Source organism: Streptomyces alfalfae, from assembly GCF_004127445.1.
GTDB lineage: Bacteria > Actinomycetota > Actinomycetes > Streptomycetales > Streptomycetaceae > Streptomyces > Streptomyces alfalfae.
The window spans coordinates 16,924-41,280 of record NZ_QEXM01000041.1; the positions used below are offsets into that span (position 1 = coordinate 16,924).

Here is a 24,357-nt window from a genome sequence, read left to right on the forward strand (position 1 = left end):
GCCCCGCAACCGCCGGCCAGTCACGTTCTCACTCCCGCCGCCGCGCCGGTCAGAGCGCCCGTAGGCCGCTGATCACGTCGCGCAGAATACTCTCGTCCGGCAGCTCGGCCGGGGGCACGGGACGGGTCACGTGCACCAGTTCGTCGTCGACGAGATCCCCGATCAGCACCCGCACCACCCCGATGGGCAGATCGAGTTCGGCCGCGAGTTCCGCGACCGACTGAGGGGTGTCACGGCAGAGTTCGACGATGTCCACGTGCTCCGGGGACAGCGTCCGGTCCGCGTCGTGGTCGCCGGGGACCTGCGTCTCGGCGATCACGACGGCGATGAGATCGAGGCGGTGCTGACCCGGGCTCGTGGTGCGCCCGCGCGTCATGGCGTACGGGCGCACCACGGGTCCGGCCTCGTCGTCGAACCAGCGGTGCGTCTCCTGCGTCCCCGGGGTCCCGGCCGTACCAGACGTCCCCCACAGTGCGTTGGTCCTCTGCGTTCCTCGACCGTCGTGGCTCATGCCCTCCCACTACCCTCCCGTATGCAGGTCCGTGCGCGGCGCCGTACCCAGGTGCACACCCACCCTCTTGACCAGCAACGTCATCTCGTACGCCACGAGGCCGACGTCGGAGTCGGCGTCCGCGAGGACAGCGAGGCAGCTGCCGTCGCCCGCGGCCGTGACGAAGAGGAAGGCGTCGTCGAGCTCGACCACAGTCTGGCGGACCCTGCCCGCCTCGAAGTGCCTGCCGACGCCCTTGGCGAGGCTGTGGAACCCGGAGGCGACGGCGGCGAGGTGCTCGCTGTCCTCTCTGGTCAGGTCCTTGGACACGCCGGTGGGCAGCCCGTCGCCGGAGAGGACGAGCGCCTTGCGGATGCTGGCGACGCGTTGCACCAAGTCGTCGAGGAGCCAGTTCAGCTCCCTGACCGCCCCGGTCGTGGCGATGCGTGCGTCGGCCTTCGGTGCGGTCATCGACCGTCCCCCTCAGATGTCGTTCCTGGTGCTGTGCCGTCGGTGGCGTGGTCGCCCGCGGCGTTCTCGTCGCGGCCGCGCTGCCAGCCCCGCTGGAGCGAGGCCATGCGGCTGCGTACCTCGTCGGCGTCCCGCTCCTCCGGCCGGGTCTCGGCGCGGTCGGAGCGGAGGTCGGGTCCGTCCTTCAACTGCGGGGCGAGGTTGGCCTGCCGGACACGGCGGGGCAGCCCGCCCGGGGCGGTCATGGGAGTGCTCCGGTCCTGGTCGGCGTCGGCCACGGGCGCCGGGACGGGACGCGGCCCGGTCTCGGCCGGGGCGCCGCGGCCCTGCGCGAGGCGGTCGGTGACCGCGCCGCCCTGCGGGCCGGTGCGGCGGGTGCGCCGGGGCAGGCCGGGCGCCGTGCCGTCGCCGGTGACGTCGCGGTGCGGCGGGGACAGGTCGGGCCAGGCGGAGTGCGGTCCGGACGCCCGCGGGGGCTCCGGGGTCTCGTCCGCCGGCGCGGGGGCCAGGGGGAACCCGTCGGGGAACCGGCTGTCCTGCGTCCGGCTCTCCGAGGTCCTGCCCTCCCTGGACCGGCCGTCCTGCGGCCTGCTGTGCGTGACGGGGCGGCCGTTGGACCTGACGAGCTTCGGGGTCCTGCGGCGCGGCAGCGGCACGAGGCCGCCGGTGTGGGCGTCCTCGTCGAAATCGTCCTCGCGGATCTGCGCGGCGTCGGCGCGGGTGGGTTCGGCGCGGCCGGGCTCGCGGACGTCGCGGGCCTGCTGGTGCTGCTCACCGGGGGCGCCGGCGACCCGGCGGCGCGGGCGGAAGAGGCCGCCGCGCTCGCTGTCGTCGTCGCCGAGCGCACCGGGGAAGGGGTCGAGGTCCGCCATGCCGACGGGGGCCTCCAGCTCCACGGGGCCGTCGAGCACGGAGGCGGGCAGTCCGGGCAGTCGCACGGGGACCTGGGAGAGCGCGGCGGTGCGGTCCGCGGCCCTGTCGGCGCCCGGCGCGGGCTCCTTGGCCTGCGGGCGGTCGAGCCGGAAGCCGACGCCGCCGGTGTCGGGGACGTCGTCGGTGAGCAGGGCCTCGGGGATGAAGACGACGGCGGTGGTGCCGCCGTACGGCGAGGGCTGCAGGGAGACGCGGACCCGCTGGCGCTGGGCGAGCCGGCTGACCACGAACAGGCCGAGCCGGTCGGTGTCGGACAGTTCGAACTCGGGGGTCTCGGCGAGCCGGAGGTTGGCGTCGAGCAGGGCGTCCGCGGTCATGCCGAGGCCCCGGTCGTGGATCTCCAGGGTGAAGCCGTTGGCGACGTGCTCGCCGAGGACCTGCACCGCGGTGTGCGGCGGCGAGAACACCGTGGCGTTCTCCAGGAGTTCGGCCATGAGGTGCGTGAGGTCGGCGACGGCGGGGCCGGTGACCGCGATGCGGGGCAGCCTGCGGACCTCGATGCGCTCGTAGTCCTCGACCTCGGCGACGGCCGCGCGGACGACGTCCATGAGCTGGACGGGCTTGCGCCACTGCCGCGAGGGTGCGGCGCCGGAGAGGATGACCAGGCCCTCGGCGTGCCGGCGCATGCGGGTGGTGAGGTGGTCGAGGCGGAAGAGGTCGGCCAGTTCGTCGGTGTCCTCCGTCCTGCGCTCCATGGTGTCCAGGAGCGTGAGCTGCTTGTGCAGCAGGACCTGGCTGCGGCGGGCGAGGTTGACGAAGACCTCGGAGACGCCGCGCCGCAGGTCGGCCTGTTTGACGGTGGCCTCGACCGCGGCGCGCTGCAGGGTGTTGAGCGCCTGGCCGACCTGCCCGATCTCGTCCTTCTCGTACGTGAGCCTGGGCGCCTCGGTCTCGACGTCCACCTGTTCACCCGCGGCCAGGCGGCGCAGCACGCCGGGCAGCCGGACGCCGGAGGCCTCGTGGGCCTCCAGGCGAAGGCGGCGCAGGTCGCGGATGAGACCGCGGCCGATGCGGACGGAGACGAAGATCGACACGAGGAGGGCGAGCAGGCCGAGCACTCCGGCCAGGACGAGGCGCACGACCACGTCGAAGGCGGCCGGTTCCACGCGGTCCTTGAAGCGGTCGCTCGCCGCGACGTCGCGCTCGGCGAGCTGCTTGAGGACCCGGCCGGCCGTCTCGTCCCAGTGGGCGGACGTCACCTTGTGCGGGGCGCCGGGCGTGGAGGCGACGATGTCCTTCTCCGCCTTGCGAAGCTGAGTGGTCTCCGCGCCGTTCCAGTAGCGCTCGTAACGGCCGCGTTCGTCCTGGGAGAGGGGCGCGAGGTTCACTTCGTACAGCAGGGTGCGCTGCGCCCTGAGCTCCGCGACCTGCTGGATCTCGGACTTGGTGAGCCGCCGGGCGACGAGCGCCGAGCCGACCATCGCGTCCTCGCGGGAGAGCAGTTCACGCGCGCGTGAGACGCCGACGAGCGCGCGGCCCTGCTGGTCGAAGCTCACATCCTCCAGGCCGGCGAAGCCGTTGAGGGTGGTGAGCAGGCTGAAGCAGGGGTCGATCAGCTTGGTGTACATCTTCAGGGCGCCGGACCGGGAGATCGTGCCCTCTTCGACGGTGCGGCGCAGCGACGCGATGCCGTCGAAGGCGTCCACCAGCGCGGTGAGGCGGGTGTGCGAGTTGCCGTCGATGCTGTCGAGGACGTCGGAGTCCCTGCTGTTCTCGCGGACCTCGGAGAGCACGTCGTCGGTCGCGGTCCGGCTGCGGCGCAGCGCCGCGAGGGCGTCGGACGCGCGCGGATCGGCCAGGTACACCAGCGTCTGGCGGCGTTCCTGCTGGACGACGCGGATCGCGTCCTCGATCGGATAGCCGATCTTCTCGACGACGTTGGCGGTGTCGAGGAGCCTGCCGGCCTCACGGCCGGTGATGGCGGTGGCGAAACCCCAGATCGCGGTCAGGGAAACCAGCGGCACGAGCAGCAGTGCCACGATCTTCCGGCGGATGGACTTCCCGCGAAAGCGCATGGCCTCCCCCAGATCGGCCCCCTGCGACCGTGCATGGGCCAGGGGCACACATGTGCGTCAACAAACGGCGCGAGCCTACTACTGACTCACGAGCAACTCGAAGACGCATCCGAACGCTTTTCGGCCGTGACGCGAAAAGGACGTCAGCAGTTGTCCCTTCATTACGGACTATTGCGTCCCACCGAGCGGCGCACGCCACCCGCCCCCATCCCCCGTGCCTTGTATGCCAGTTGGCCGATTTTCTTCGCTGTGCGGAACCGGACGGGGAATCTTTCCGATCTCTCGTTCGTCCTTCATGCAGAGGGCAGGCCGTCGGCAGGCGGTGTATAGCGCGGCGAACCGGGCACCCAGAGGTGAGTTGATCCAAAGGGCTTCCTGCCCGGGGCCCGCAGTGCGTTCGTGAACGGCCGCGAAGCAGCGGGGGGAGTGACGAAATGATGGGCACGGCAGAGCGCCACAGGGCGTCGGGGAGCAGCGGGGCCATAGGGGCCGGGGAGGCCCGGGAGGCCGCCCGGTGGGAAGAGGCGGTGGACGTGGACTCCCGCCCGCCGTTGTGGGTCGAGGAGCCCGCCCGCAGGAGGCGGCTGCCCGATCCGGTGCGGACGGCGGCCGTGCGGGCCGTGATCATAGTGGCGGTCACGCTGGTGCAGGCGATGGTCGCCGTCCTGGCGACGCTCGCGAGCTCCTGGCTCGCCTTCCCGATGGTGCTGAGCAGTGTGGCCAGCACCGTGGTGGCCACCTGGGGCGTCCTTGACGTATGGGTGACCCGGCAGGTGTGGAATCAGCGGCACGGTGTGGTGTCGATGCCGAGCAGCACGGCGCGGCAGCTGCGGCGTGAGCGGCGCAGGGCCCGCAGGCAGGCCAGGGTCGCGGCCCGCGGCAAGACACGCATACGCATACGTGGGCGCGGCGGAGCCGGGCAGTTGTCGCACTCCTGAGCCGGTTCAGCGCGGAGCGCCACGGGGACCGGGTGGGCGGCCGGACTCAGATCGCCACGGGCTCCCCCGCGGGGTCAGCGGCCCAGGCCGCCATGAGAGTCCTGCGCAGCTTCATGAACGGCCGGGTGCGGCCGACCGCGAGCGCGGCCACGGTGCGGCCCGCGCGTTCGTAGACGGCCAGGAAGCCCTCGTCCGGAGCCTCCAGGGAGCCTTCGACGAGGCGGACGGTGTCGCCTTCGCGCCGCCGCCCTGCGAACTGGACGCGGGCGCCGTACTGGTCCGACCAGAAGTACGGCAGGGGGCGCGCCGTCTCGACCGTGCGTCCGGCGAGCAGGTTCCGTACGGCCACGCGGGGTTGCTGGGTGGCGCTCGTCCAGTGTTCGGCGCGGACGCCGCCCGGGCGGGCGACGTCGCCCACGGCCACGACATGGGGCAGCGCGGTGACGCAGCCGTCGTCGCAGAGCACGCCGTCGTCCAGAGAGAGGGGAGAGCCGGCGAGCCAGTCCGTACGGGGCGTGGCCCCGATGCCGACGATGACCAGGTCCGCGGGGAGCACGCGCCGGTCGGTCAGTTCCACGGAGGTGATGTGGGCCGCCGCCGCGGGTCCTCGCGAGGCGCCGCGCAGCGCGGTGACGCCGACGCCCGTCAGAAGGCGTGTGCCGGCGCTCGCGTGCAGCCGGGCGCAGGCCTGCGCGGGTTCGGCGCCGAGTTGGGCGGCGAGCGGGACCGGCGCCGCCTCGACGACCGTGACGTCGTGCCCGAGCGCCGCGCACGAGGACGCCGTCTCGGCCCCGATGAAACCGCCGCCGATCACGACCACGCGGCGGGGGCCTCGGACGAGCGCCGCCCGCAGGGCGCGGGCGTCGTCGAGGGTCCGCAGGGTGTGGACGCCCGCGAGCGCGGGGCCGGGGAGCCGTCGCGCCGAGGCCCCGGTGGCGATGACCACGCCGTCGCTCGGCAGCGTCCGGCCGTCGTCGAGGACGACCGTGCGTCCGCGGGCGTCGAGGGCTCGCGCGCGGACGCCGAGAATCCACTCGGCGTCCAGGTCCGCCGTCTCCTCGGGGTCGGTCAGGGCGAGTCCGCCCTCGTCCGTCCCGCCGGTGAGGAAGTCCTTGGAGAGCGGCGGTCTGTCGTACGGCTGGTGGGGTTCGGCTCCGACGACGACCAGGCGTCCGTCGAAGCCCTGGGCGCGCAGCTCGCGCGCCGCGTACAGGCCGGCGAGCGAGGCGCCGACCACGGTGACGGCGCGCATGCGGTCCCCGGTGGCCGCGCTCATGCGGCGGACCCCTCCTCGGCGGTGGCCAGGCTGACGAGGACCATGCCGTCCTCGACGTACACCTGGTGGGTGCGGACGGGCCTGCGCGCGGGCAGGCAGGTGGGGTGTCCGGTGCGGAGGTCGAACGTGGCGGCGTGCAGCGGGCATTCGATCAGGCAGCCCTCCAGCCATCCCTCGGACAGGGACGCGTCCTGGTGGCTGCACGTGTCGTCGACGGCGAAGAGCTCACCGTCGGCGTTGAACACCGCGACGGGCGGTGTCGTGTCGACGCGGACGGATTCGCCCGCGGGGAGGTCTTCGAGGCGGCATACGGAAATCATGGGCCCCCCTCTGGTGTCATTCGGCCCGGTCCCGACCCCTTCTGGGGTCAAGACCCTTCGGTAACATGATGTTTCACATGGCGCACGAGGGAGCGCTATACGCAACAGAATCCGGTCGGGGTGCCCGTCACGTCAAGGGCTCCCCGAAGACGCGGCTCACGACAGCCGCCAGGTGGTGAGAGTCGAGATATGACCGGCACACGGAAACAGGCTGATCACGGCAGTGAGCCGGAGCGGGGGACGCGGGAGAGGCAGCCCAAGGGAGCCGCCGGATCCGTCCAGTCCGTGGACCGTGCGGTGAGCGTCCTGGAGATCCTGGCGCGCCACGGCGAGGCCGGGGTCACCGAGATCGCCGACGAGTTGGGGGTGCACAAGTCGACGGCCTTCCGCCTTCTCGGCGTCCTGGAGAACCGGGGCCTGGTGGGGCAGGCCAAGGATCGCGGCAAGTACTTCCTGGGCGCCGGCGTACTCCGCCTCGCGGGGGCGGCGGCAGTGCGCATGGACATCTCGCAGGAGGGCGCCCCGGTCTGCCGCGAACTCGCGGACGAGCTGGGCGAGACGGTCAACATCGCGGTCCTCGACGACGACGCGGCCGTCAACATCATGCAGGCCCGCGGCCCGGCCTCGGTGACCGCGCAGAACTGGCTCGGCCGGCGCACCCCGCTGCACGCCACGTCCAGCGGCAAGGTGCTGCTCGCGCATCTGCCCACCACGCTGCGCGAGGGCATGGTGGCGCGCACGCTGCCGCGCCTCACCGAGCACACGGTGACCGGCACGGTGGCGCTGCGCGGCGAGCTGGAGACCGTCGTGGAGCGGGGCTTCGCCGTCGCCGTGGAGGAGTTGGAGGTCGGCCTCGCCGCGGTGGCCGCGCCGGTGCGCGCGCACGACGGCAAGGTCATCGGGGCGCTCAGCGCCTCGGGCCCGGTGTACCGGCTGACCGAGGAGCGCCTCACCGAGGTCGCCAAGCGGACGGTGACGGCGGCCGTGGAGCTGTCGCGGCGGATGGGGTACGGCTTCTGACGACGGAGGCGGCGGCGAGGATCGCGGCCGCGAGGACCGGGACGGCGGCGGTGTCCGCCATGGCGGCGGTGACGGTGACGCCGAGCACGCCGACCGTACCGGCAGCCTAGGCAGGCGCTCACCGCCCGGCAGGACCTGGCCGCCTGGCGGCCCTCGCCTCCCTGCAGGGCCTCGCCTCCCTGCAGGGCCTCATCGCACGGCAGGCGCTCGCCGCACGGCAGCCACCCACCGCCGGGCAGGCACCCACCGCCGGGCAGGACCTCGCCGCCCTACAGGCACGCACCGCACGGCAGGCACCCACCGCCCGGCAAGGCCTCGCCGCCCGGTGACCCCCCACCGCCCGGCGACCGCAGCCCGCGGCCCTGCGGCCCCCAGCCGGTGGTGAGCGCACCCGCGCGTGGGCGGGGTCAGGGATTCCTGGCCCCGCCCACGCGCGTCCGGGCGGCCGGATCGACCGGTCTCCGCCGTTTTGCGGACGCTTGGCTCCACCCTCTTGACGCCCTCTCGATGGCGTTCTCACTATGTCTCTCATAGCGCAACCGATCGTGCAGTACGCAACAGCGTCGTAGAGCAGTCGTACGTCCCCATGCCATCGAGCCATGCGCAACAGCAGAGGAGTCTGGCCGTGCCCCACGAGGTCCGTGCCGTCGTCGCCGTGAAAAAGGGCGCGCCCGTCGAGGTCCAGACGATCGTCGTGCCGGACCCCGGCCCGGGTGAGGTGCTCGTCTCCGTGCAGGCCTGCGGGGTCTGCCACACGGATCTGCACTACCGGGAGGGCGCCGTCAACGACGACTTCCCGTTCCTGCTCGGCCATGAGGCGGCGGGCACGGTCGAGGCGGTCGGCGCGGACGTCACTGACCTGGCCCCCGGCGACTACGTGGTCATCGCCTGGCGCGCCCCCTGCGGGACATGCCGTTCCTGCCTGCGCGGACGCCCCTGGTACTGCTTCGACTCACGCAACGCCCGGCAGCCCATGACGCTCCTGGACGGCACCGCCCTGAGCCCGGCCCTGGGCATCGGGGCCTTCGCCGAGAAGACGCTGGTCGCCGCCGGGCAGGCCGTGAAGGTCGACCCGGCCGCGCGCCCCGAGGCCGTCGGCCTGATCGGCTGCGGCGTCATGGCGGGCTACGGGGCCGCGGTGCACACCGGGCAGGTGGGCCGCGGCGACACCGTCGCGGTCATCGGCTGCGGCGGCGTGGGCGACGCCGCGGTCGCCGGGGCGTCGCTGGCCGGGGCCCGCCGCGTCATCGCCGTCGACATCGACGACGCCAAGCTGGACGGCGCGACCCGCTTCGGCGCCACGCACACGGTCAACTCGCGCGGCACCGACCCGGTCGAGGCCGTCCGCGAACTGACCGGCGGCCACGGGGTCGACGTCGCGATCGACGCGGTCGGCACCCCGTCCACGTACAAACAGGCCTTCTACATGCGCGATCACGCGGGTGTCCTCGTGCAGGTGGGGGTGCCCGATCCGGAGATGGTGGTCGAGCTGCCGCTGATCGATCTGTTCTCGCGCGGCGGCGCCCTCAAGTCGTCCTGGTACGGGGACTGCCTGCCCACCCGGGACTTCCCGATCCTGGTCGACCAGTATCTGAGCCGCCGCCTCGACCTGGGCGGCTTCGTCTCCGAGACGATCGGCCTCGACCAGGTGGAGGAGGCCTTCGCCAGGATGCGGCGGGGCGAGGTGCTGCGTTCGGTGGTGGTCCTGTGAGCCCCGCACGGACGAACCCCGCACGGACGAGCCCCGAACCGATGAGCCTCGCACGGACGAGCCCCGCACCGAGTCGAGGGCCGCGCGTCGTCGTCATCGGCGCGGGCATCGTCGGCTGCTCCCTCGCCGACGAGCTGACCGCGCGCGGCTGGACCGACGTCACCGTCCTCGAACAAGGGCCGCTGCCCGCGCCGGGCGGCTCCACCTCGCACGCGCCGGGTCTGGTCTTCCGTACAGGGCCTTCCCGGACGATGACGGAGTTCGCGAAGTACACCGTGGAGAAGTTCGGCTCCCTCGATGCCGACGGACTGCCCTGCTTCACCCCGGTCGGCGGCCTCGAACTGGCCACCACGCCCGAGCGATGGGCCGATCTGCACCGCAAGGCCGGACTCGCCGCCTCCTGGGGCGTGCGCGCCGAACTCGTCGGCCCCGGGCGCTGCAGGGAGCTGTGGCCGCTGATCGACGAGGGCCAGGTGTACGGCGGGTTCCACACGCCGGACGACGGTCTCGCCCGCGCGGTGCCCGCCTGCCGTGCGCAGATGGCACGGGCACGCACGCGTGGCGCGCGATTCCTGGACCGGCACACGGTGACCGGCATCGAGAGGGACGGCGACCGCGTCACCGCCGTCGTCACCGACCGCGGCACCTTCCCCGCGGACCACGTGGTCTCCGCGGCCGGTTTCTGGGGCCCGGTGATCGGGCGTATGGCCGGGGTGGACGTGCCGCTGCTGCCACTCGCCCACCAGTACGCGAAGACCGCTCCCCTGCCGGAGCTCGCCGGGGTCAACGACCCGCTCGCGGAGGCCTCGCGGCCGATCCTGCGCCATCAGGACCGCGACCTGTACGTCCGCGAGCACGTCGACCGCCTGGGCATCGGCTCGTACGCGCACCGCCCGCTGCCCGTCGACCCGTTCGCGGTCCCCGCCTTCGACGACGCCGCCGCGATGCCGTCCTCCTACCCCTTCACGGAGGACGATTTCGCGCCGAGCTGGGAGGACTGCCGCCGGCTCATCCCCTCGCTGCGGGCGGCGGAGATCGCGGAGGGATTCAACGGCGTCTTCTCGTTCACCTCGGACGGCATGCCGGTGCTCGGCGAGTCCCGTGCGCTGCGCGGCTTCTGGCTGGCCGAGGCGGTGTGGGTCACGCACTCTGCGGGCGTCGCCAGGGCCGTCGCCGAGTGGATGGTCGACGGGCGGGCCTCGCTGGACCTGCACGAATGCGAGCTGACGCGCTTCGAGGACGCCCAGCGCTCCCCGGCGTACGTGGCCGAGCGCGGAGCGCGGCAGTTCGTCGAGGTCTATGACGTCATCCACCCGCTCCAACCCCCGGACCATCCGCGTCCCCTACGGGTCAGCCCCTTCCACGTCCGCCAGCGGGAGCTCGGCGCGGTCTTCCTGGAGGGCGGCGGCTGGGAGCGCCCACACTGGTACGAGGCCAACGCCGCCCTGGCCGAGGGCATCGAAGTGCCGGGGCGCGATGAATGGGCGGCGAGGCACTGGTCCCCCGTCGCGGCGGCCGAGGCGCGCGCCACCCGCGAAGGGGTCGCCCTCTACGACATGACGCCGCTGCGCCGCCTGGAGGTCGTGGGGCCCGGCGCGCTCGCCTTCCTCCAGCACATGACCACCAACAACCTCGCCAAGCGGCCGGGTTCGGTCACCTACACCCTGCTGCTCGACGAGGCCGGCGGCATCCGTTCCGATCTGACGGTGGCACGGCTCGGGCCCGACCGCTTCCAGGTGGGCGCCAACTCCCCCGCCGACCTGGACCGGCTGCTCCGGTGCGCCCCCGCCGGCGTCCACGTCAGGGACATCACCTCGGGGACGTGCTGCGTCGGCGTGTGGGGGCCGCTGGCCCGCGCCCTCGTCCAGCCGCTGACCCGCGACGACTTCTCGCACAAGGCGTTCGGCTACTTCAGGGCCATGGAGACCTATGTCGGACACGTCCCGGTGACCGCGATGCGCCTGAGCTACGTCGGTGAACTGGGCTGGGAGCTGTACACCACCGCGGACCTGGGGCTCCACCTCTGGGACACGCTCTGGGAGGCGGGGCGCGAGCACGGCGTGGTGGCGGCGGGCCGTTCCGCCTTCAACAGCCTGCGCCTGGAGAAGGGCTACCGCGCCTGGGGCCATGACATGACCACCGAACACACCCCCTACGAGGCGGGGGTCGGCTTCGCCGTCCGCATGGACAAGGGCGACTTCGTGGGCCGCGCGGCGCTGGAGGCCCTGGGTCCGCCGCGGCGCAGGCTGACCCCGCTGCTCCTCGACGACCCCGCCGCCGTCGTCCTCGGCAAGGAACCGGTGTACGTCGACGGCGTCCCCGCCGGGTATGTGACCAGCGCCGCGTACGGCTACACGCTGGGCCGCTGCGTCGCGTACGCCTGGCTGCCGCCGCTCACGGCCGGCTCGGGCGTCGGCATCGAGTACTTCGGCGAGAAGGTGCCCGCCACGGTCGCCGACGAGCCGCTGTTCGACCCCGAGATGACCCGCATCCGCCGCTAGGAGGCTCCCGGTGTCCCCCACCTACGACGTGATCGTGATCGGCCTCGGCGGCATGGGCGGCGCCGCGGCGCACCATCTGTCCGCGCGCGGCGCCCGCGTCCTCGGCCTGGAGAAGTTCGGCCCCGTCCACCGGCGCGGATCCAGCCACGGCGGTTCCCGCATCACCCGGCAGTCCTACTTCGAGGACCCCGCCTACGTACCGCTGCTGCTGCGCTCCTACGAGCTGTACGACCGCCTCGAACAGGACACCGGCCGCGAGATCGCCACGCTCTGCGGCGGTGTGATGCTCGGCCGCCCCGAGAGCCGCCCCGTCTCCGGGTCGCTGCTCTCCGCCGAGCGGTGGGGCCTGCCGCACGAGCTGCTCGACGCCAAGGAGATCCGCCGCCGCTTCCCCACCCTCGCGCCCCACGACGACGACGTGGGCCTGTACGAGGCGCGGGCGGGTCTCGTACGCCCCGAGAACACCGTCGCCGCCCACCTCCAGCTCGCCACCCGGCACGGCGCCGACCTGCACTTCGACGAGCCGATGACCCGGTGGGAGCCGTACCGGGACGGCGTGCGCGTGCACACCGCCGAGGACGTGTACACGGCCGGGCAGCTCGTGCTCTGCCCGGGTGCGTGGGCGCCGGAGCTGCTCACGGACCTGGGGGTGCCGTTCACGATCGAGCGGCAGGTCATGTACTGGTTCCAGCCGACCGGTGGCGTGCGGCCGTTCCTGCCGGAGAACCATCCGATCTACATCTGGGAGGACACCGACGGCGTCCAGGTCTACGGCTTCCCGTCCATCGACGGACCGGACCTCGGCGCGAAGGTGGCATTCTTCCGCAAGGGCACGCCCTGCACACCGGAGACCATCGAACGGACGGTCCACGACCACGAGGTGGCCGCGATGGCCGACCAGGTGGGACGGCTGCTCCCGTCACTGCCCGGCCGCTTCCTCAAGGCCGCGACCTGCATGTACTCCAACACCCCCGACGAGCACTTCGTCGTCGCGCGCCATCCGGCGCACCCCGGCTCGGTGACCGTCGCGGCCGGCTTCTCGGGGCACGGGTTCAAGTTCGTGCCCGTGGTCGGGGAGATCGTCGCCGACCTGGCCCTGGACGGCGCCACCGGCCACCCCATCGAGCTCTTCGACCCCGCCCGCCTGGCCGCCGCGCCCGCTTGAGGAGTACGAGAACCGTGACGACGACCCCCTTGCCGCCGAGCCTCATCGCGACCCTCCCCGGCCACTACTACACCGATCCGGAGATCTTCCGGCAGGAGCAGGAGCACGTCTTCGAGTCCCTGTGGTTCTGCGTGGTGCGCTCCGCCGACCTGGCCGCGCCGGGCGCCTTCCGCACCGTGCGGGTGGGCCGCGAGAGCGTGCTGCTCACCCGCTCCCGCACCGGTGAGCTGCGCGCGTTCCTCAACGTGTGCCGCCACCGGGGCGCGCGGCTGTGCACCGAGGAGTCGGGGCAGGTCCGCCGGGCGCTCCAGTGCCCGTACCACGCCTGGACGTACGACCTCGACGGCAAGCTGATCGCCGCGCCCAACCTGACCAGGATGCCGGACGTGGACCGCTCCTCCTACGGCCTGGTCACGGTGGCCCTGCGGGAGTGGCTAGGCTACGCCTGGGTCTGTCTCGCCGAGGAGCCGCCCTCCTTCGAGGAGACCGTCATCGGCTCGGCGGTCGAACGGCTGGGCGACGCGGCGTCCATCGAGCGCTACGGCGTCGAACGGCTCGCGCTCGGCAAGCGCGTCACGTACGACGTACGGGCCAACTGGAAGCTGATCGTCGAGAATTTCATGGAGTGCTACCACTGCGCGACGATCCACCCCGAACTGACGGACGTGCTGCCGGAGTTCGCGGACGGGTTCGCAGCGCAGTACTACGTGGGGCACGGAGCCGCGTTCGCCGAGGAGGCCCGCGGCTTCACGGTCGACGGCAGCGCGGGGTTCGGCCGTCTGCCCGAGGTCGACGACGACCAGGACCGTCGCTACTACGCGATCACCGTGAAGCCGACCGTGTTCGTCAACCTCGTCCCCGACCACGTGATCCTGCACCGGATGTTCCCGCTGGCCGAGGACCGCACGACCGTCGAGTGCGACTGGCTGTACGCACCCGACGTGGTCGCCTCCGGAGCCGACCTGTCGAAGTCCGTGGAACTCTTCCACCGGGTCAACGCCCAGGACTTCGCGGCCTGCGAGCGCACCCAGCCCGCGATGGCGTCACGCGCCTACCGCGCGGGCGGGGTGCTCGTGCCGACCGAGCACCACATCGGCCTCTTCCACGAGTGGCTCACCAAGAGGCTCGCTACGCAGTCGCCGCCGGACGCTTGTACATACGCGTCGCCGTGATCTCCCCGTGCACCGTCTCACCGTCCGGGTCCTGCTGCGGCAGGCCAGGACGCAGGTGCTCCTCGACGCTGATGTACTTCAGGCCCGCCCGCAGGTCCGCGTCATTGCGCAACCGGATGACCAGCGGGAACTCCGCGAGCGCCGTCGTGTCGAAGAGGCCGGTCGTGTAGAGCAGCTGCACGCCGAGCGCGTCGGAAACGGCCCGCTGGAGCTCCAGGAGATACGTGGCGTTGGCGCGGCCGATGGGGTTGTCCAGGAAGAGCGTGCCGGCGTGCCGGTGCTTGTCTCGGCCCCGGTCGTTGCTGCGCAGCGCGGCCATCGTGCAGTACAGGGCGATGGCCGCGGTGAGGAGCTGCCCGCCGGAGAACACGTCGCCCATCTGCCCGACCGGCACCCGCTCGGCGCGCAGCACGGCGTCCGGCTTGAGGATCTCCACGGCGACGCCGCGCGGCTCCAGGGCGGCCTGGACGCCGCGCAGCAGGAGGGACATGCCGTCGCGCCGCATGTCGGAGTTCTTCTTCACCGCCGCGCGCGTGGCCTCGTCGATGACCTCGCCGAGCCGCTCGACGAGCGTGGCCTGGTCGGGCTCCTCGAAGCGGATGCGCAGGAACTCCTGGCCCGACCACTCGCCGAGCCCCTCGGGCAGCCGCGACAGGCGCTGGGCGGACCGGAGCGTGGCGAGGGCGGACTCCACGAGGCCGCGGAGGCGGTCGACGATGCTGTCGCGGTTGCGCTCCAGCTGCTCCAGCTCGTCGGTGAGGACGCGCAGCCGGGGCGCGAACGCGTCGGCCCACTTCTTGGCGTGTTCCGGCAGCGCGGAGGCGGGCAGCTCCCTGATCTGCTGCCGGGCGGGGGTGCGGACCTGCTCGTACCGCGTGGCGTTGGCGTGCCGTACGAGGATGTCGCTCGCCTCGCGGACGGCCGACTCGGCGGTGGACAGGTCGGCGGCGCAGCCGCGCAGCGAGCGGCGGGCCTCGGCGGCGGCCTGGCGGGCCTCCTCCAGGGTGCCGGGGTAGGGCTCGGGCTCCTCCTCGGTGTCCTCCTGGTGCTCGCGCAGCAGGTCGCGCAGGAGGGCCGCGGTCTCGTCGAAGCCGCCCGCGGCGTCCTCGGTGGCCCGGTGGGTGCGCAGCAGCGCGGCGTGGGCCTCCTTGGCGGCGGTCAGCGCCTCGGTGTGCGCGGCGAGGTCGCCGGTGGCGGTGCGCAGCAGCGCCTGGGCCCGCTCGGCGTCGGCGGGGACGAGGTCGTCGGGCAGCTCGGTGTGCGCCTCGCCGTCCTCGGGGGCGTGCCGCTCGGCCTCGCCGCGCAGCCGGCCGAGCTGCTCGCTCGCGGTGGCGGCGCGGGCCTCGATGAGCTGGACCTGGGCCTCCGCGCGCGCGGCGGCGGCCTGCCGGGACGGCCCGTCGGAGCCGTCGGTGCCTTCGAGGAGCTGGGCGGCGCGGGTGCGGACCTTGTTGCTGAGCCGGTTCAGCTCGGCGAGGGCGGCGCTCTCGTCGCCCTCCGCGCGGGCCTGCTCGGCGCGGAGGTCGGCGCCGACGCCCACCTTCTCGTAGAGCTGCGAGGCCGCGCGGTAGGCCTCGCGGAGCGCGGGCAGCGAGGTCTTCGGCGCCTCGGGGTCGGCCGGGACGTCCTCGGGGGCGCCGGCGATCTCAGCCCGCTCGGCGCGCAGGGCGCGGGCGGTGCGGCGGGCGTCGTCGGCGGCGCGCTGGGCGGCACGGCGGTCCTCGTCGGCCGCGCGGGCGCGGTCCAGGCAGGTCTGGGCGCGGGCCTCGTATTCGACGGCGTCGTCGGCCAGTTCGCGCAGCTTCGTCTGCCAGCCGGCCCGCTCACGCAGACGGAACGCGAGGCCCGCGAGGGCGTCGGCGGCGCGCCGGGCGCGCTGGGCGGCCTCCTGGCGCTCGTCCCGCACGCGTGCCGCCTCACCGGCGGCCTCGTCGGCCTCGGCGCGCGCGGTGCGGGCCTCGGTCAGCTCGGCCTCGGCCTCCTCGGCGAAGGCGCGCGCCTCTTCGGCGGCGGTGGCCAGCTCCGCGAGGCGTCCGCTCGGGCAGCCGGCGCGCCAGGAGGTGAGGCGGGCGGCCAGCTCGCGGTCCTTGGCGAGCCGGACGGCGAGCGCCCGGATCTCCTCGTCGCGCCGGGCGGCCCGCGCGCGCAGGGCCTGCCGCTCCTCGTCGGCGGCGTGCTCGTCGTGCATGGCCGGGTTCGGCGGCACGAGGAAGACGCCGCTGTCCGTGCTCTCCTCGCCCGGGGTGGGGGCGAGGAGAGCCGCGGCGGTGCCGACGGCGACGGCGGAGCGGGGCAGCAGCGCGGCGTCGGCGAGGGCTTCACGGGCGCGGGCGTGCGTGGCCGGGTCGGTGATGACCACACCGTCGACCAGCTCGGGCCGTGCGGCGAGGACGCGCGCGTGGTCGGCGGGGTCGACGGCCTGGGCGAGATAGCGCCAGCCGGGCAGGGCGGGGATGCCGTGCTCGCCGAGGAACTCGACGGTGGCGAGGACGTCGGGGCCCGGCGGGAGCAGTCCGCCGTCGCCGAGGGCGCCGAGGATGCGGGAGTCGTCGGCCGCGGCGGTGCGCAGGTCGAACAGCTGCCGCTCGGCGGAGGTGACGCTCTCCTCCAGGAGGGCGCGCAGGTCCTCGGCGGAGCGGTCGAGCTCCGCCACGGTGAGGGTGCTGCCCGGCGTCGGGTCCTCGGTCCCCCGGCGGGGCCTCGGCACCGTGCTGCCGCCCTCCGCGGCGGGCAGGCTGAGCAGTTCGGCGAGGCGCTCGTCCCCCGCGATGGACTCGGCGGCCCGGCGCTCGGCGTCGTGGGCGGCCTCGGCGGCGGTCGCGGCGTCAGAGGCGCGGGCGGCCGTCAGCTCGGCGCGCGCTTCGGCGGCGGCGGCCTCCCTGGCCTGGTCGGCGGCCCGGCGGGCGGCCTCACGCGCGGTGTCCCAGGCGGCGACCGCGCTCTTCTCGGCGTCGCTCGCGGCCAGGGCGGCGCGGGCCGGGTCGGCGTCGGGTGCGGTGTCGTCGAGCCAGCCGGCGCGGACCGCCTCGGCGGTCTCCTGCTCGACCTCGGTGAGGCGCTGGCGCAGGTGTCCCGCCTCGCTGCGGGCCCGCTGGGCCTCGGTGGCGGCGGCGGTGGCGTCGCGGTGCGCGGTCTCGCCGGTCTCCTGGAGGGCGGCGGAGCGCTCCTCCTCTTCGTTGGCGAGGTTCTCCGCGCCCTCGGCCGCGGTGTGCAGGGCCCGTACGAGGTCGGACGCGGCCTGCGCGCGGGCGGCGAGCGCGGGCGCCGCGTCGCGCTCGGCCTCGCGGATCGCGGCGGCCACGCGCGCGGAGCGGTCGGCGGCGGCGCGGTGCCGGAGAACGGCTTCGGCGGCCTGCCAGGCGGAGTGCAGGGTGCGGGCGTCGGCCAGCTCGCGGCGCTGGGCCGCGGCGGCCTTCTCGGCGACGGTGAGGGCCAGGGAGGCGTGGCGGTAGGCCAGTTCGGCGGAGATCAGGGCGCTCCTGCCGCGGGTGCGCTCGGCCTCGGTGACGGTGTGCGCGGCGGCCGTGACCTGCTCGGCGAGCGTGGCGGCGCGGCCGCGCTCCTCGACGGCGCGGGCGGCGAGCCTGCGGGCCAGGGTGCGGGTCCTGCGCTCGGCGCCCGCGTGCACGTCACGCGCGTGTGAACGCGCCTCCGCGGCCTCCACGATGCGCCCGAGCAGATCCACCGAGCCCGCGGTGAAGTCCCGCTCGGCCATCAGCTCGGCCCTGCGGCCCAGCTTGTTGCCGAAGCCGTGGACGAGGTCGGCGAGGCCGTCGGTGTCCCGGGTGTCGGTGACGGCGCGCAGCAGCAGGTCGGTGAAGTCGGAGTCCTTCTTGACGGCGAAGAGGCCCGCGGCCTCGCCCTCGTCGGCGTTCATTTCGCGCTGGTAGCGGAAGAGTTCGGGGTCGAGGCCGAGGTCGCCGAGGTGTTCGTTCCACCGGTCGTGGATCTCCTCCCAGTGCACCTCCAGATGGGGGTAGGCCTTGCCCGCCTCGGTCAGGGCGTCGCGGAAGCCCTTCATGGTGCGTCGGCGGCCCTGGGCGCCCGACGCGCCCTCGGCGGAGGGACGGACCGCGGTGGACTCGGCGACCGGCAGGGAGTCCAGGCTCATGCCGGGGCCGGGCCGGAAGGAGTACCAGGCCTCGGCGAACTTGCGCGGGTCGTTCGAGACCTGCCGGCCGCGCCACTCGCTGACCTTGCCGACGACCACGCACTCGCCGGTCAGGGTGTGCTGCCACTCCAGGGCGACGTGCCCGCAGTCGTCGGCGAGCAGGAACTTGCGCAGCACTCCGGAGCTGGCGCCGCCGAGCGTGTTGCGGTGGCCCGGCAGCATCACCGAGAAGATCAGCTTGAGCAGGACGGACTTGCCGCCGCCGTTCTCCAGGAAGAGCACGCCTGCGGGGGCCGGGCGGCGCGGCGGTCCGACCGGCTCGTCCTCGAAGAACTCCGCCTGCGTGGGCGCGGGGTCGGGCACCTCCGCGCCCACGCCGCGCAGGTCGAGCACGGTGTCGGCGTAGCGCGCACCGGCCGGACCGATGGAGTAGAGGCGGATCCGGGACAGCTCGTACATGGCGGCGGACTCTCGTCGTAAGTCGTGGGGAGGGGCGGGGAGGAGCGGGGCGGGCCCGGTGTGCGGGCCGGAGGGGGTCAGGAGTGGAAGGGCAGTCCCGCGTCCGCGGCCAGCTCCAGGTCGTCGGTGTCTTCGGGCGGCAGCAGCGTCGCCGAGCCGTCGGTGACCGGGACGACGCCGAGATCGAGCAGTTCGGCCATGGCGGCGCTGCCCGCCATGTCGCGCACCTGGAGCTGATAGCGGGCCGTGGTGCGGTACGTCCCTCCGGAGTCGTCGCCCGTGCGCTGGAGGAACCCGGAGTCGGTGAGGAAGGCGACCGCCTTGGCGACGATGCCGGTGGTGGAACCGGCGAGGCGGCGGGCGTCCTTGGTGGCGCCGGTGGAGCTGCGTCGCGCCCAGATCCGCCAGGCAGCCTCCAGGCCGGGGGCGTCGGTGGCCGGATCGGTGTTCTCGCCCTGCTCCTCGGCGCGCTCCTCGAGGCGGTGGCAGGCCTGGCGGACGAACGCGTCGACGCCGTTGACCGTGACCCGGCCGATGTATCCGTCGTCGGCGAGGTCCTCGGGGCGCGGGAAGGCCAGGGCGGCGACGGCGAGGTGCGCGAGACCGTGCAGGAAGCGGTCGGTGGAGTCGGTGGCGGCGCGGCGGGCGTAGTCGCCCATGCGGACGGCGAAGAGGGAGTCCTCGGCGGCGGTCACGGCCATGCCCGCGCGCGGGGACACCTCGAGGACGACGAGGCCGAGCCCCGTGGCGACGGCGTCGGCCAGCCGGGCGAAGGGCGGGTCCTCGCGGTACCGGCGCAGGAGCTCGCCGTACTCCTGGTCGCGGGCGGGCTGGAGCTTGGGCTGGAGGCCGAAGGCGACGAGCCGTGCGGCGTCGGCGGCGTCCGCCGGGGTGACGGGCGCGGTGGCGGCGGGGGCCGTCGTGGAGTCCGGCTCGCCCCACGCGGCGTGCTCTGCGGGGTGGTCGGTCACGGCGTGTGCTCCTTGGTGGGGCTGTGCGGGAAGGCGGCGCCGGGGTGGCGCGGCGGGGTTCGGGCCGGGGTCATGCCGCCTCCGTCCGGTCGGCCGCCATGCCGGCGGCGTCCAGGAGGGCGGTGCCGACGATGAGGTCGGCGCCGCCGAACTCCTCGTCGTCGAGTTCGGTGCCGTCGTCCACGGCGAAGAGCAGCTTCTCCTCGCCCTGGCGGTAGGCGGTGCCGACCGGCGGGCTCGCCGCGTGGACGGCCAGGAGGGCGACCAGATACGGCAGTTCGGGGTCGTGGAGGCGGGCCTCGGCGAGCAGCCCGGAGAGCCGTCGTGGCGCGTCGGAGGGCAGGTCGAGCAGGTCCATGGCGCTCGCGAGCTGCTCCTCGCTGAAGCGGCTGTCGTCCGGGGTGGCGATCAGGTCGGGCTCGGGCATCTCCGCGCCGAGGTGTTCGCGCTCCACGGGGGGTGTGAGCAGGAGGTCGACGAGGTCGCCGACGCGGACGGAGACGGGTGTGCGCAGGCCGGTCCCGCGGGCGAAGAAGGCGTCCGTCACGCGGGTGGCCCGCTCGGCGGGGAGCGGCAGGAGCGGGGCGAGGAGCTGCCCGTACAGGTCGAGGCCCGCGCGCGCGGTGGGCGCCGCGAAGGCCTGGCGGTCCTGCTCGGCGCGGAACAGCGGGCCCGCTTCGAGGAGTCGGGACTGCAGCTGGGTGTGGCGGCGGATGCAGTCCTTGACGATGTCGACCAGCTCGGCGGCGCGGCGCTTCTGCTCGGGGTCCTCGGACTCGTCGCGGGCCTTGCGGATGTTGGTGAGGATCGCGTTCTCGTGGCGGTAGCGGTCGGCCACGTGGTCGAGCGCCTCGGCGATCATGTCGGGGACGGCCCGCAGCCAGTCCACCGCGCGGACGTTGCGCCGGGTGGCGTCGAGGGCCTTGCGCAGCGTCTCCGCATACTGCACCGTGCGGTAGCGCGCCTGCTCGGCGGCGAGCTGCGCGTCGGCGAGCCTGCCGCGGTTGATCAGGACCTCCAGCTTCACCTCGGCGGCGATCTGGGCACTGGTGACGTCGGTGTCGAGGGCGCCCACCAGGACGTTGACCGCCTCGTCGGTCGTGCGCAGATAGACGCCGCCGCCGTACCCCGGGACCTCTTCGAGGAGCTTGAAGTCGTAGTCCCTGCGGACATACGTCCCGTCGGGCGCGAACGTGCCGTACACCGCGCGGAAGCCGCGGTCGACGCTGCCGACGTTGATCAGGTTCTCCAGGACCCAGCGGGCCACCCGCTCGTGCTCGGCGGCCGGGCGGCGCGGGGCCTGGGCGGCGACGCGCGGCAGCAGCCTGGCGACGATCTGCTCGTGGTCGGCGCCGGTGTCGAAGTCCATGTTCAGCGTGACGAGGTCGATGGCGGACAGGGCCACCTCCGCCATCGCGTACACCGTGTACTCGCCCGCGAGGTTGGCCTTGCGCACGTCGAGGTCGTGCAGCGGAGCCGTGCAGGCGAGGGCGCGCAGGCGGCGCGCCAGGCCCTCGTCGGCGGCCGGGCCCTGAGCGGGCCTCGGCCCCGCGCTGAGCTGGGGCGGAGCGGTGTCCGTAACGGCAGGCGAAGTCACGGTGCACAGACTAGGTCCTCGGTCTGACAACGGTCGAAACGGCGCAGAACCCTCGGCGGACCCGGCGCTTCCGCCACCGGCCGGCCGCACGGGTCAGGCGCCCTCGCCCACCCGTCGCCCGTACACCTCGACCAGGCCGGCGAGCGAGTCCTCCAGGTAGGCGGCCAGGAGCCGTTCGGCCCGTGCGGCGTCGCCCTCCCGCAGGGTCGCGAGGATCCGCTGGTTGCGTTCGAGGTAGGGCTCGTGGAGGCGGCGCGGGTCGTCCACGACGTGGAAGGCCAGGCGCAGTTCGGCGAAGACGCTGCGCATCAGCTCGTCGGTGCGGGCGCTGCCCGCGAGGGCGACGAGTTCGCGGTGGAAGTGGATGTTGGCGGTGGAGACGCCCTTCCAGTGCTGGTCCGCGGCGGCGGCCACGCCGTCCGCGACGGCGCCGGCGACGCCGTCGAGCGCGTACGGGGGGTCGCCGAGCCCGCGGACGACGGCGCACTCCACGAGGCGGCGGGTGCGGTAGATGTCCTCGACGTCCTCGATGGTGAGCACCCGCACGAAGACGCCGCGGTTGAGCCGGTGGACGAGGAGCCGTTCATGCGTGAGCAGCCGGAAGGCCTCGCGGAGCGTGTTGCGGGAGACGCCGAGCGCCCCGCCGATGGCGTCCTCGGAGAGCCGGGTGCCGGGCGGGAAGTAGCCCTCGGCTATGCGGCTCCGGAGGATGTCCGACACCCGCTCGGCCGTGCTGGTGCGCCCGAGGAGCGCACGGTCGTCGGCCAGGCCGCTCACTTCAGTCATCCCCTCCGCCATGTCGGGATTCAATCGCAGATGCAAGAACGAGACAACATGGGTATTGAGGGATCGTTCAACGATCCTCTACCTTGGCGGGCACGGCTCGCCAACCGGGCCCCGCGCTCGAACCTCCCGGCTCGAACCGTCCGCACACGACCCGCTCGCGCACAATCCCTCCGCACACGACCCGTCCGCACACGACCCGCTCGCGCACGAGACCGTTCGCGGACGACCCGCTCGCGTACGGCTCTCTCCGGCTCGACCTGCTCCGGCTCGACCCGCTCCAGCACCCTCCGTCCCTCATCTGCGAGGTGCCCATGAGCACGACTCCTCCCACCCAGGCCGCTCCGGCCGACATAGGCCCCGAAAAGGACGTACCACCCGGCGACGACGGCGTGTTCGGCTGGCTCCGCGCGCTCGGCCCGCGCGGCCGCCGGGCCTTCGCCGGAGCCTTCGGCGGCTACGCCCTCGACTCCTACGACTACTTCACGCTGCCGCTGAGCATGGTGGCGCTCGCCGCCTACTTCGGCCTCGACAGCGGCCAGACCGGCCTCATCACCACCGTGACCCTCGTCGTGTCCGCCGTGGGCGGCGCCGTCGCGGGCGTCGTCGCCGACCGCATCGGCCGGGTCAAGGCGCTGATGATCACGGTCATCACCTACGCCGTCTTCACCGTGGCCTGCGGCTTCGCGCCCAACTACGAGACCCTGCTGGTCTTCCGGGCGCTCCAGGGCCTCGGCTTCGGCGGGGAGTGGGCGGTCGGCGCGATCCTCGTCGCCGAGTACGCCACCGCCAAGAACCGCGGGCGCACCCTCGGCGCGATCCAGAGCTCCTGGGCCGTGGGCTGGGGGCTCGCGGTGGTCGTCTACACCGTGGTCTTCCAGTTCCTCGACGAGGACATCGCCTGGCGCGTGATGTTCTGGACGGGCGCGCTGCCCGCCCTGCTGATCATCTACGTGCGCCGCAACGTGCACGACGCGCCGGAGGCCGCCGAGCAGCGGCGCAGGAGCGCCGACAAGGGTTCGTTCACGGCCATCTTCAAACCGGGGCTGCTGCGCACCACGCTCTTCGCGGTGCTGCTGTCCACGGGTGTGCAGGGCGGCTACTACACGCTGGCCACCTGGGTGCCGACGTATCTGAAGAGCGACCGCGGCCTCACCGTCGTGGGCACCGGCGGCTATCTGGCCTTCCTGATCTCCGGCGCCTTCATCGGCTACCTGGCGGGCGGCTACCTCACCGACATCCTCGGCAGGAAGCGGAACATCACACTCTTCGCCTTCCTCTCCGCGGCCTGCATCCTGGCGTACACGAACATCCCCGACGGGGCCAACGGCCTTCTCCTGGTGCTCGGATTCCCGCTGGGCTTCTGCATGTCGGCGATCTTCAGCGGCTTCGGCTCGTTCCTCAGCGAGCTGTACCCGGCCGCCGTGCGCGGCACGGGGCAGGGCTTCACGTACAACACCGGCCGCGCGATCGGCGCCGTGTTCCCCACCATGGTCGGCTTCCTCGCCGACAGCTGGGGCGTCGGCGGCGCGCTGGTGTTCGGCGCGCTCGGCTACGCCCTCGCCGTCCTCGCGCTGTTCGGCCTCCCGGAGACGCGGGGGAGGGAGCTGCTGTGACGGGACAGAAGCACTCCGCTCCCCCCGTGTACCGCAGCGCCGCCGAGGCGCGTGCGGCCTTCCGCGCGGGCGAGTCGCGGCCGACCGCGGGCTGCGCGGCCGGGTACACGCAGGCCAACCTCATCTCGGTCCCCGCCGACTGGGCGTACGAGATGCTGCTGTTCTGCCAGCGGAACCCCAAGCCCTGCCCGGTGCTCGACGTCACCGACGCGGGCTCCTGGACCACTCCCCTGGCCCCGGGCGCCGACCTGCGCACGGACCTGCCGCGCTACCGCGTCTGGGAGCACGGCGAGTTGCTGGGCGAGCCCACCGACGTCGTCGGCCACTGGCGTGCGGACCTGGTGTCGTTCCTGATCGGGTGCAGCTTCACCTTCGAGTGGGCGCTCGCCGACGCGGGGGTTCCCCTGCGCCACATCGAGCAGGGCCGCAACGTCCCGATGTACGTGACCGAACGCCCCTGCCGCCCCGCGGGGCGGCTGCACGGCCCCATGGTGGTCTCCATGCGGCCCGTGCCGCCCGAGTACCTGGACGACGCCATCAGGGAGAGTTCCCTGATGCCCGCGGTGCACGGCAGCCCGGTGCACTGCGGCGACCCGGCGGGGCTCGGCATCGCCGACCTGGGCCGGCCCGACTTCGGCGACCCGGTGGTCCTGCGGTCCGGTGACATCCCGGTCTTCTGGGCCTGCGGGGTGACGCCGCAGGCCGCGGTGATGGCGTCCGCGCCGCCCTTCGCGATCACGCACGCGCCCGGCCGGATGTTCGTCACCGACGCCCGCGACGAGCAGTACCGCGTGGCGTGACCGACGTG

At 73.6% G+C, this 24,357-nt stretch carries 17 protein-coding genes; 8 read left to right on the plus strand and 9 right to left on the minus strand.

The features are described from left to right. Positions 1 to 49 precede the first annotated feature (49 nt). Genes DCW30_RS19560 through DCW30_RS19570 form a run of 3 tightly spaced genes read right to left on the minus strand, consistent with a single transcriptional unit; the run spans position 50 to position 3,909 of the window. Positions 50 to 511: a DUF742 domain-containing protein gene (locus DCW30_RS19560; protein WP_079107575.1), complete on the minus strand. Its 462-nt coding sequence runs from the start codon at positions 509 to 511 to the stop codon at positions 50 to 52. Between the two features lie 9 nt (positions 512 to 520). Next, on the minus strand, positions 521 to 961 hold the full coding sequence (locus DCW30_RS19565; RefSeq protein ID WP_062779710.1) for a roadblock/LC7 domain-containing protein: 441 nt from the start codon (positions 959 to 961) through the stop codon (positions 521 to 523). Further along, positions 958 to 3,909 (minus strand): sensor histidine kinase, encoded by a 2,952-nt coding sequence (locus DCW30_RS19570; RefSeq protein WP_076687182.1) that lies wholly within the window; start codon positions 3,907 to 3,909, stop codon positions 958 to 960. Before DCW30_RS19570 ends, DCW30_RS19565 begins: the two co-directional genes overlap by 4 nt. A gap of 437 nt (positions 3,910 to 4,346) precedes the next feature. On the opposite strand from DCW30_RS19570, the gene DCW30_RS19575 reads away from it, so the two are divergent. Continuing rightward, entirely contained in the window at positions 4,347 to 4,847 is a 501-nt protein-coding gene (locus tag DCW30_RS19575) for a hypothetical protein (RefSeq protein WP_373569043.1), read from the plus strand. Positions 4,848 to 4,893: 46 nt separating this feature from the next. Here DCW30_RS19575 and DCW30_RS19580 read toward each other — a convergent pair whose 3' ends face one another. Continuing rightward, positions 4,894 to 6,099 (minus strand): NAD(P)/FAD-dependent oxidoreductase, encoded by a 1,206-nt coding sequence (locus DCW30_RS19580; RefSeq protein WP_076689552.1) that lies wholly within the window; start codon positions 6,097 to 6,099, stop codon positions 4,894 to 4,896. A 20-nt stretch (positions 6,100 to 6,119) separates the two neighbouring features. Further along, positions 6,120 to 6,443, minus strand: coding sequence for a bifunctional 3-phenylpropionate/cinnamic acid dioxygenase ferredoxin subunit (locus DCW30_RS19585; protein ID WP_076687180.1), 324 nt, complete (start codon positions 6,441 to 6,443; stop codon positions 6,120 to 6,122). Between the two features lie 189 nt (positions 6,444 to 6,632). Here DCW30_RS19585 and DCW30_RS19590 point away from each other — a divergent pair, with 189 nt between their 5' ends. The 5 genes from DCW30_RS19590 to DCW30_RS19610 all read left to right on the plus strand — a co-directional run bounded on the left by DCW30_RS19590 (position 6,633) and on the right by DCW30_RS19610 (position 14,012). Next, positions 6,633 to 7,463, plus strand: coding sequence for an IclR family transcriptional regulator (locus tag DCW30_RS19590; RefSeq protein WP_232626631.1), 831 nt, complete (start codon positions 6,633 to 6,635; stop codon positions 7,461 to 7,463). A gap of 625 nt (positions 7,464 to 8,088) precedes the next feature. Beyond that, complete coding sequence (locus DCW30_RS19595) at positions 8,089 to 9,174, plus strand: S-(hydroxymethyl)mycothiol dehydrogenase (RefSeq protein WP_062779702.1); 1,086 nt, start codon at positions 8,089 to 8,091, stop codon at positions 9,172 to 9,174. A gap of 41 nt (positions 9,175 to 9,215) precedes the next feature. Next, positions 9,216 to 11,675, plus strand: coding sequence for a GcvT family protein (locus tag DCW30_RS19600; RefSeq protein ID WP_076687179.1), 2,460 nt, complete (start codon positions 9,216 to 9,218; stop codon positions 11,673 to 11,675). A 10-nt stretch (positions 11,676 to 11,685) separates the two neighbouring features. Next, positions 11,686 to 12,840 carry an N-methyl-L-tryptophan oxidase gene (gene solA, locus DCW30_RS19605; protein ID WP_076687178.1) on the plus strand — a complete coding sequence of 385 codons (1,155 nt, stop codon included), beginning with the start codon at positions 11,686 to 11,688 and terminating at the stop codon, positions 12,838 to 12,840. Between the two features lie 14 nt (positions 12,841 to 12,854). Further along, on the plus strand, positions 12,855 to 14,012 hold the full coding sequence (locus DCW30_RS19610) for an aromatic ring-hydroxylating oxygenase subunit alpha (RefSeq protein ID WP_076687177.1): 1,158 nt from the start codon (positions 12,855 to 12,857) through the stop codon (positions 14,010 to 14,012). On the opposite strand, the gene DCW30_RS19615 is transcribed toward DCW30_RS19610, so the two are convergent. The 4 genes from DCW30_RS19615 to DCW30_RS19630 all read right to left on the minus strand — a co-directional run bounded on the left by DCW30_RS19615 (position 13,969) and on the right by DCW30_RS19630 (position 21,948). Further along, positions 13,969 to 18,582, minus strand: coding sequence for a hypothetical protein (locus tag DCW30_RS19615; protein WP_076687176.1), 4,614 nt, complete (start codon positions 18,580 to 18,582; stop codon positions 13,969 to 13,971). The genes DCW30_RS19610 and DCW30_RS19615 overlap by 44 nt on opposite strands. A 77-nt stretch (positions 18,583 to 18,659) precedes the next feature. Continuing rightward, the gene (locus DCW30_RS19620; RefSeq protein ID WP_076687175.1) at positions 18,660 to 19,553 is read right to left on the minus strand and encodes a hypothetical protein; all 894 of its coding nucleotides are present in this window, start codon (positions 19,551 to 19,553) and stop codon (positions 18,660 to 18,662) included. A 70-nt stretch (positions 19,554 to 19,623) separates the two neighbouring features. Beyond that, on the minus strand, positions 19,624 to 21,150 hold the full coding sequence (locus DCW30_RS19625) for a hypothetical protein (protein ID WP_076687174.1): 1,527 nt from the start codon (positions 21,148 to 21,150) through the stop codon (positions 19,624 to 19,626). A 93-nt stretch (positions 21,151 to 21,243) separates the two neighbouring features. Then, positions 21,244 to 21,948, minus strand: a complete 705-nt coding sequence (locus tag DCW30_RS19630; protein ID WP_076687173.1) for a GntR family transcriptional regulator — start codon at positions 21,946 to 21,948, stop codon at positions 21,244 to 21,246. 299 nt (positions 21,949 to 22,247) lie between these two features. Here DCW30_RS19630 and DCW30_RS19635 point away from each other — a divergent pair, with 299 nt between their 5' ends. Both DCW30_RS19635 and DCW30_RS19640 read left to right on the plus strand, forming a co-directional pair. Next, positions 22,248 to 23,549: an MFS transporter gene (locus DCW30_RS19635; protein ID WP_076689550.1), complete on the plus strand. Its 1,302-nt coding sequence runs from the start codon at positions 22,248 to 22,250 to the stop codon at positions 23,547 to 23,549. Further along, the gene (locus DCW30_RS19640; RefSeq protein WP_076687172.1) at positions 23,546 to 24,349 is read left to right on the plus strand and encodes a putative hydro-lyase; all 804 of its coding nucleotides are present in this window, start codon (positions 23,546 to 23,548) and stop codon (positions 24,347 to 24,349) included. Before DCW30_RS19635 ends, DCW30_RS19640 begins: the two co-directional genes overlap by 4 nt. The last annotated feature ends 8 nt before the right edge of the window (positions 24,350 to 24,357 follow it).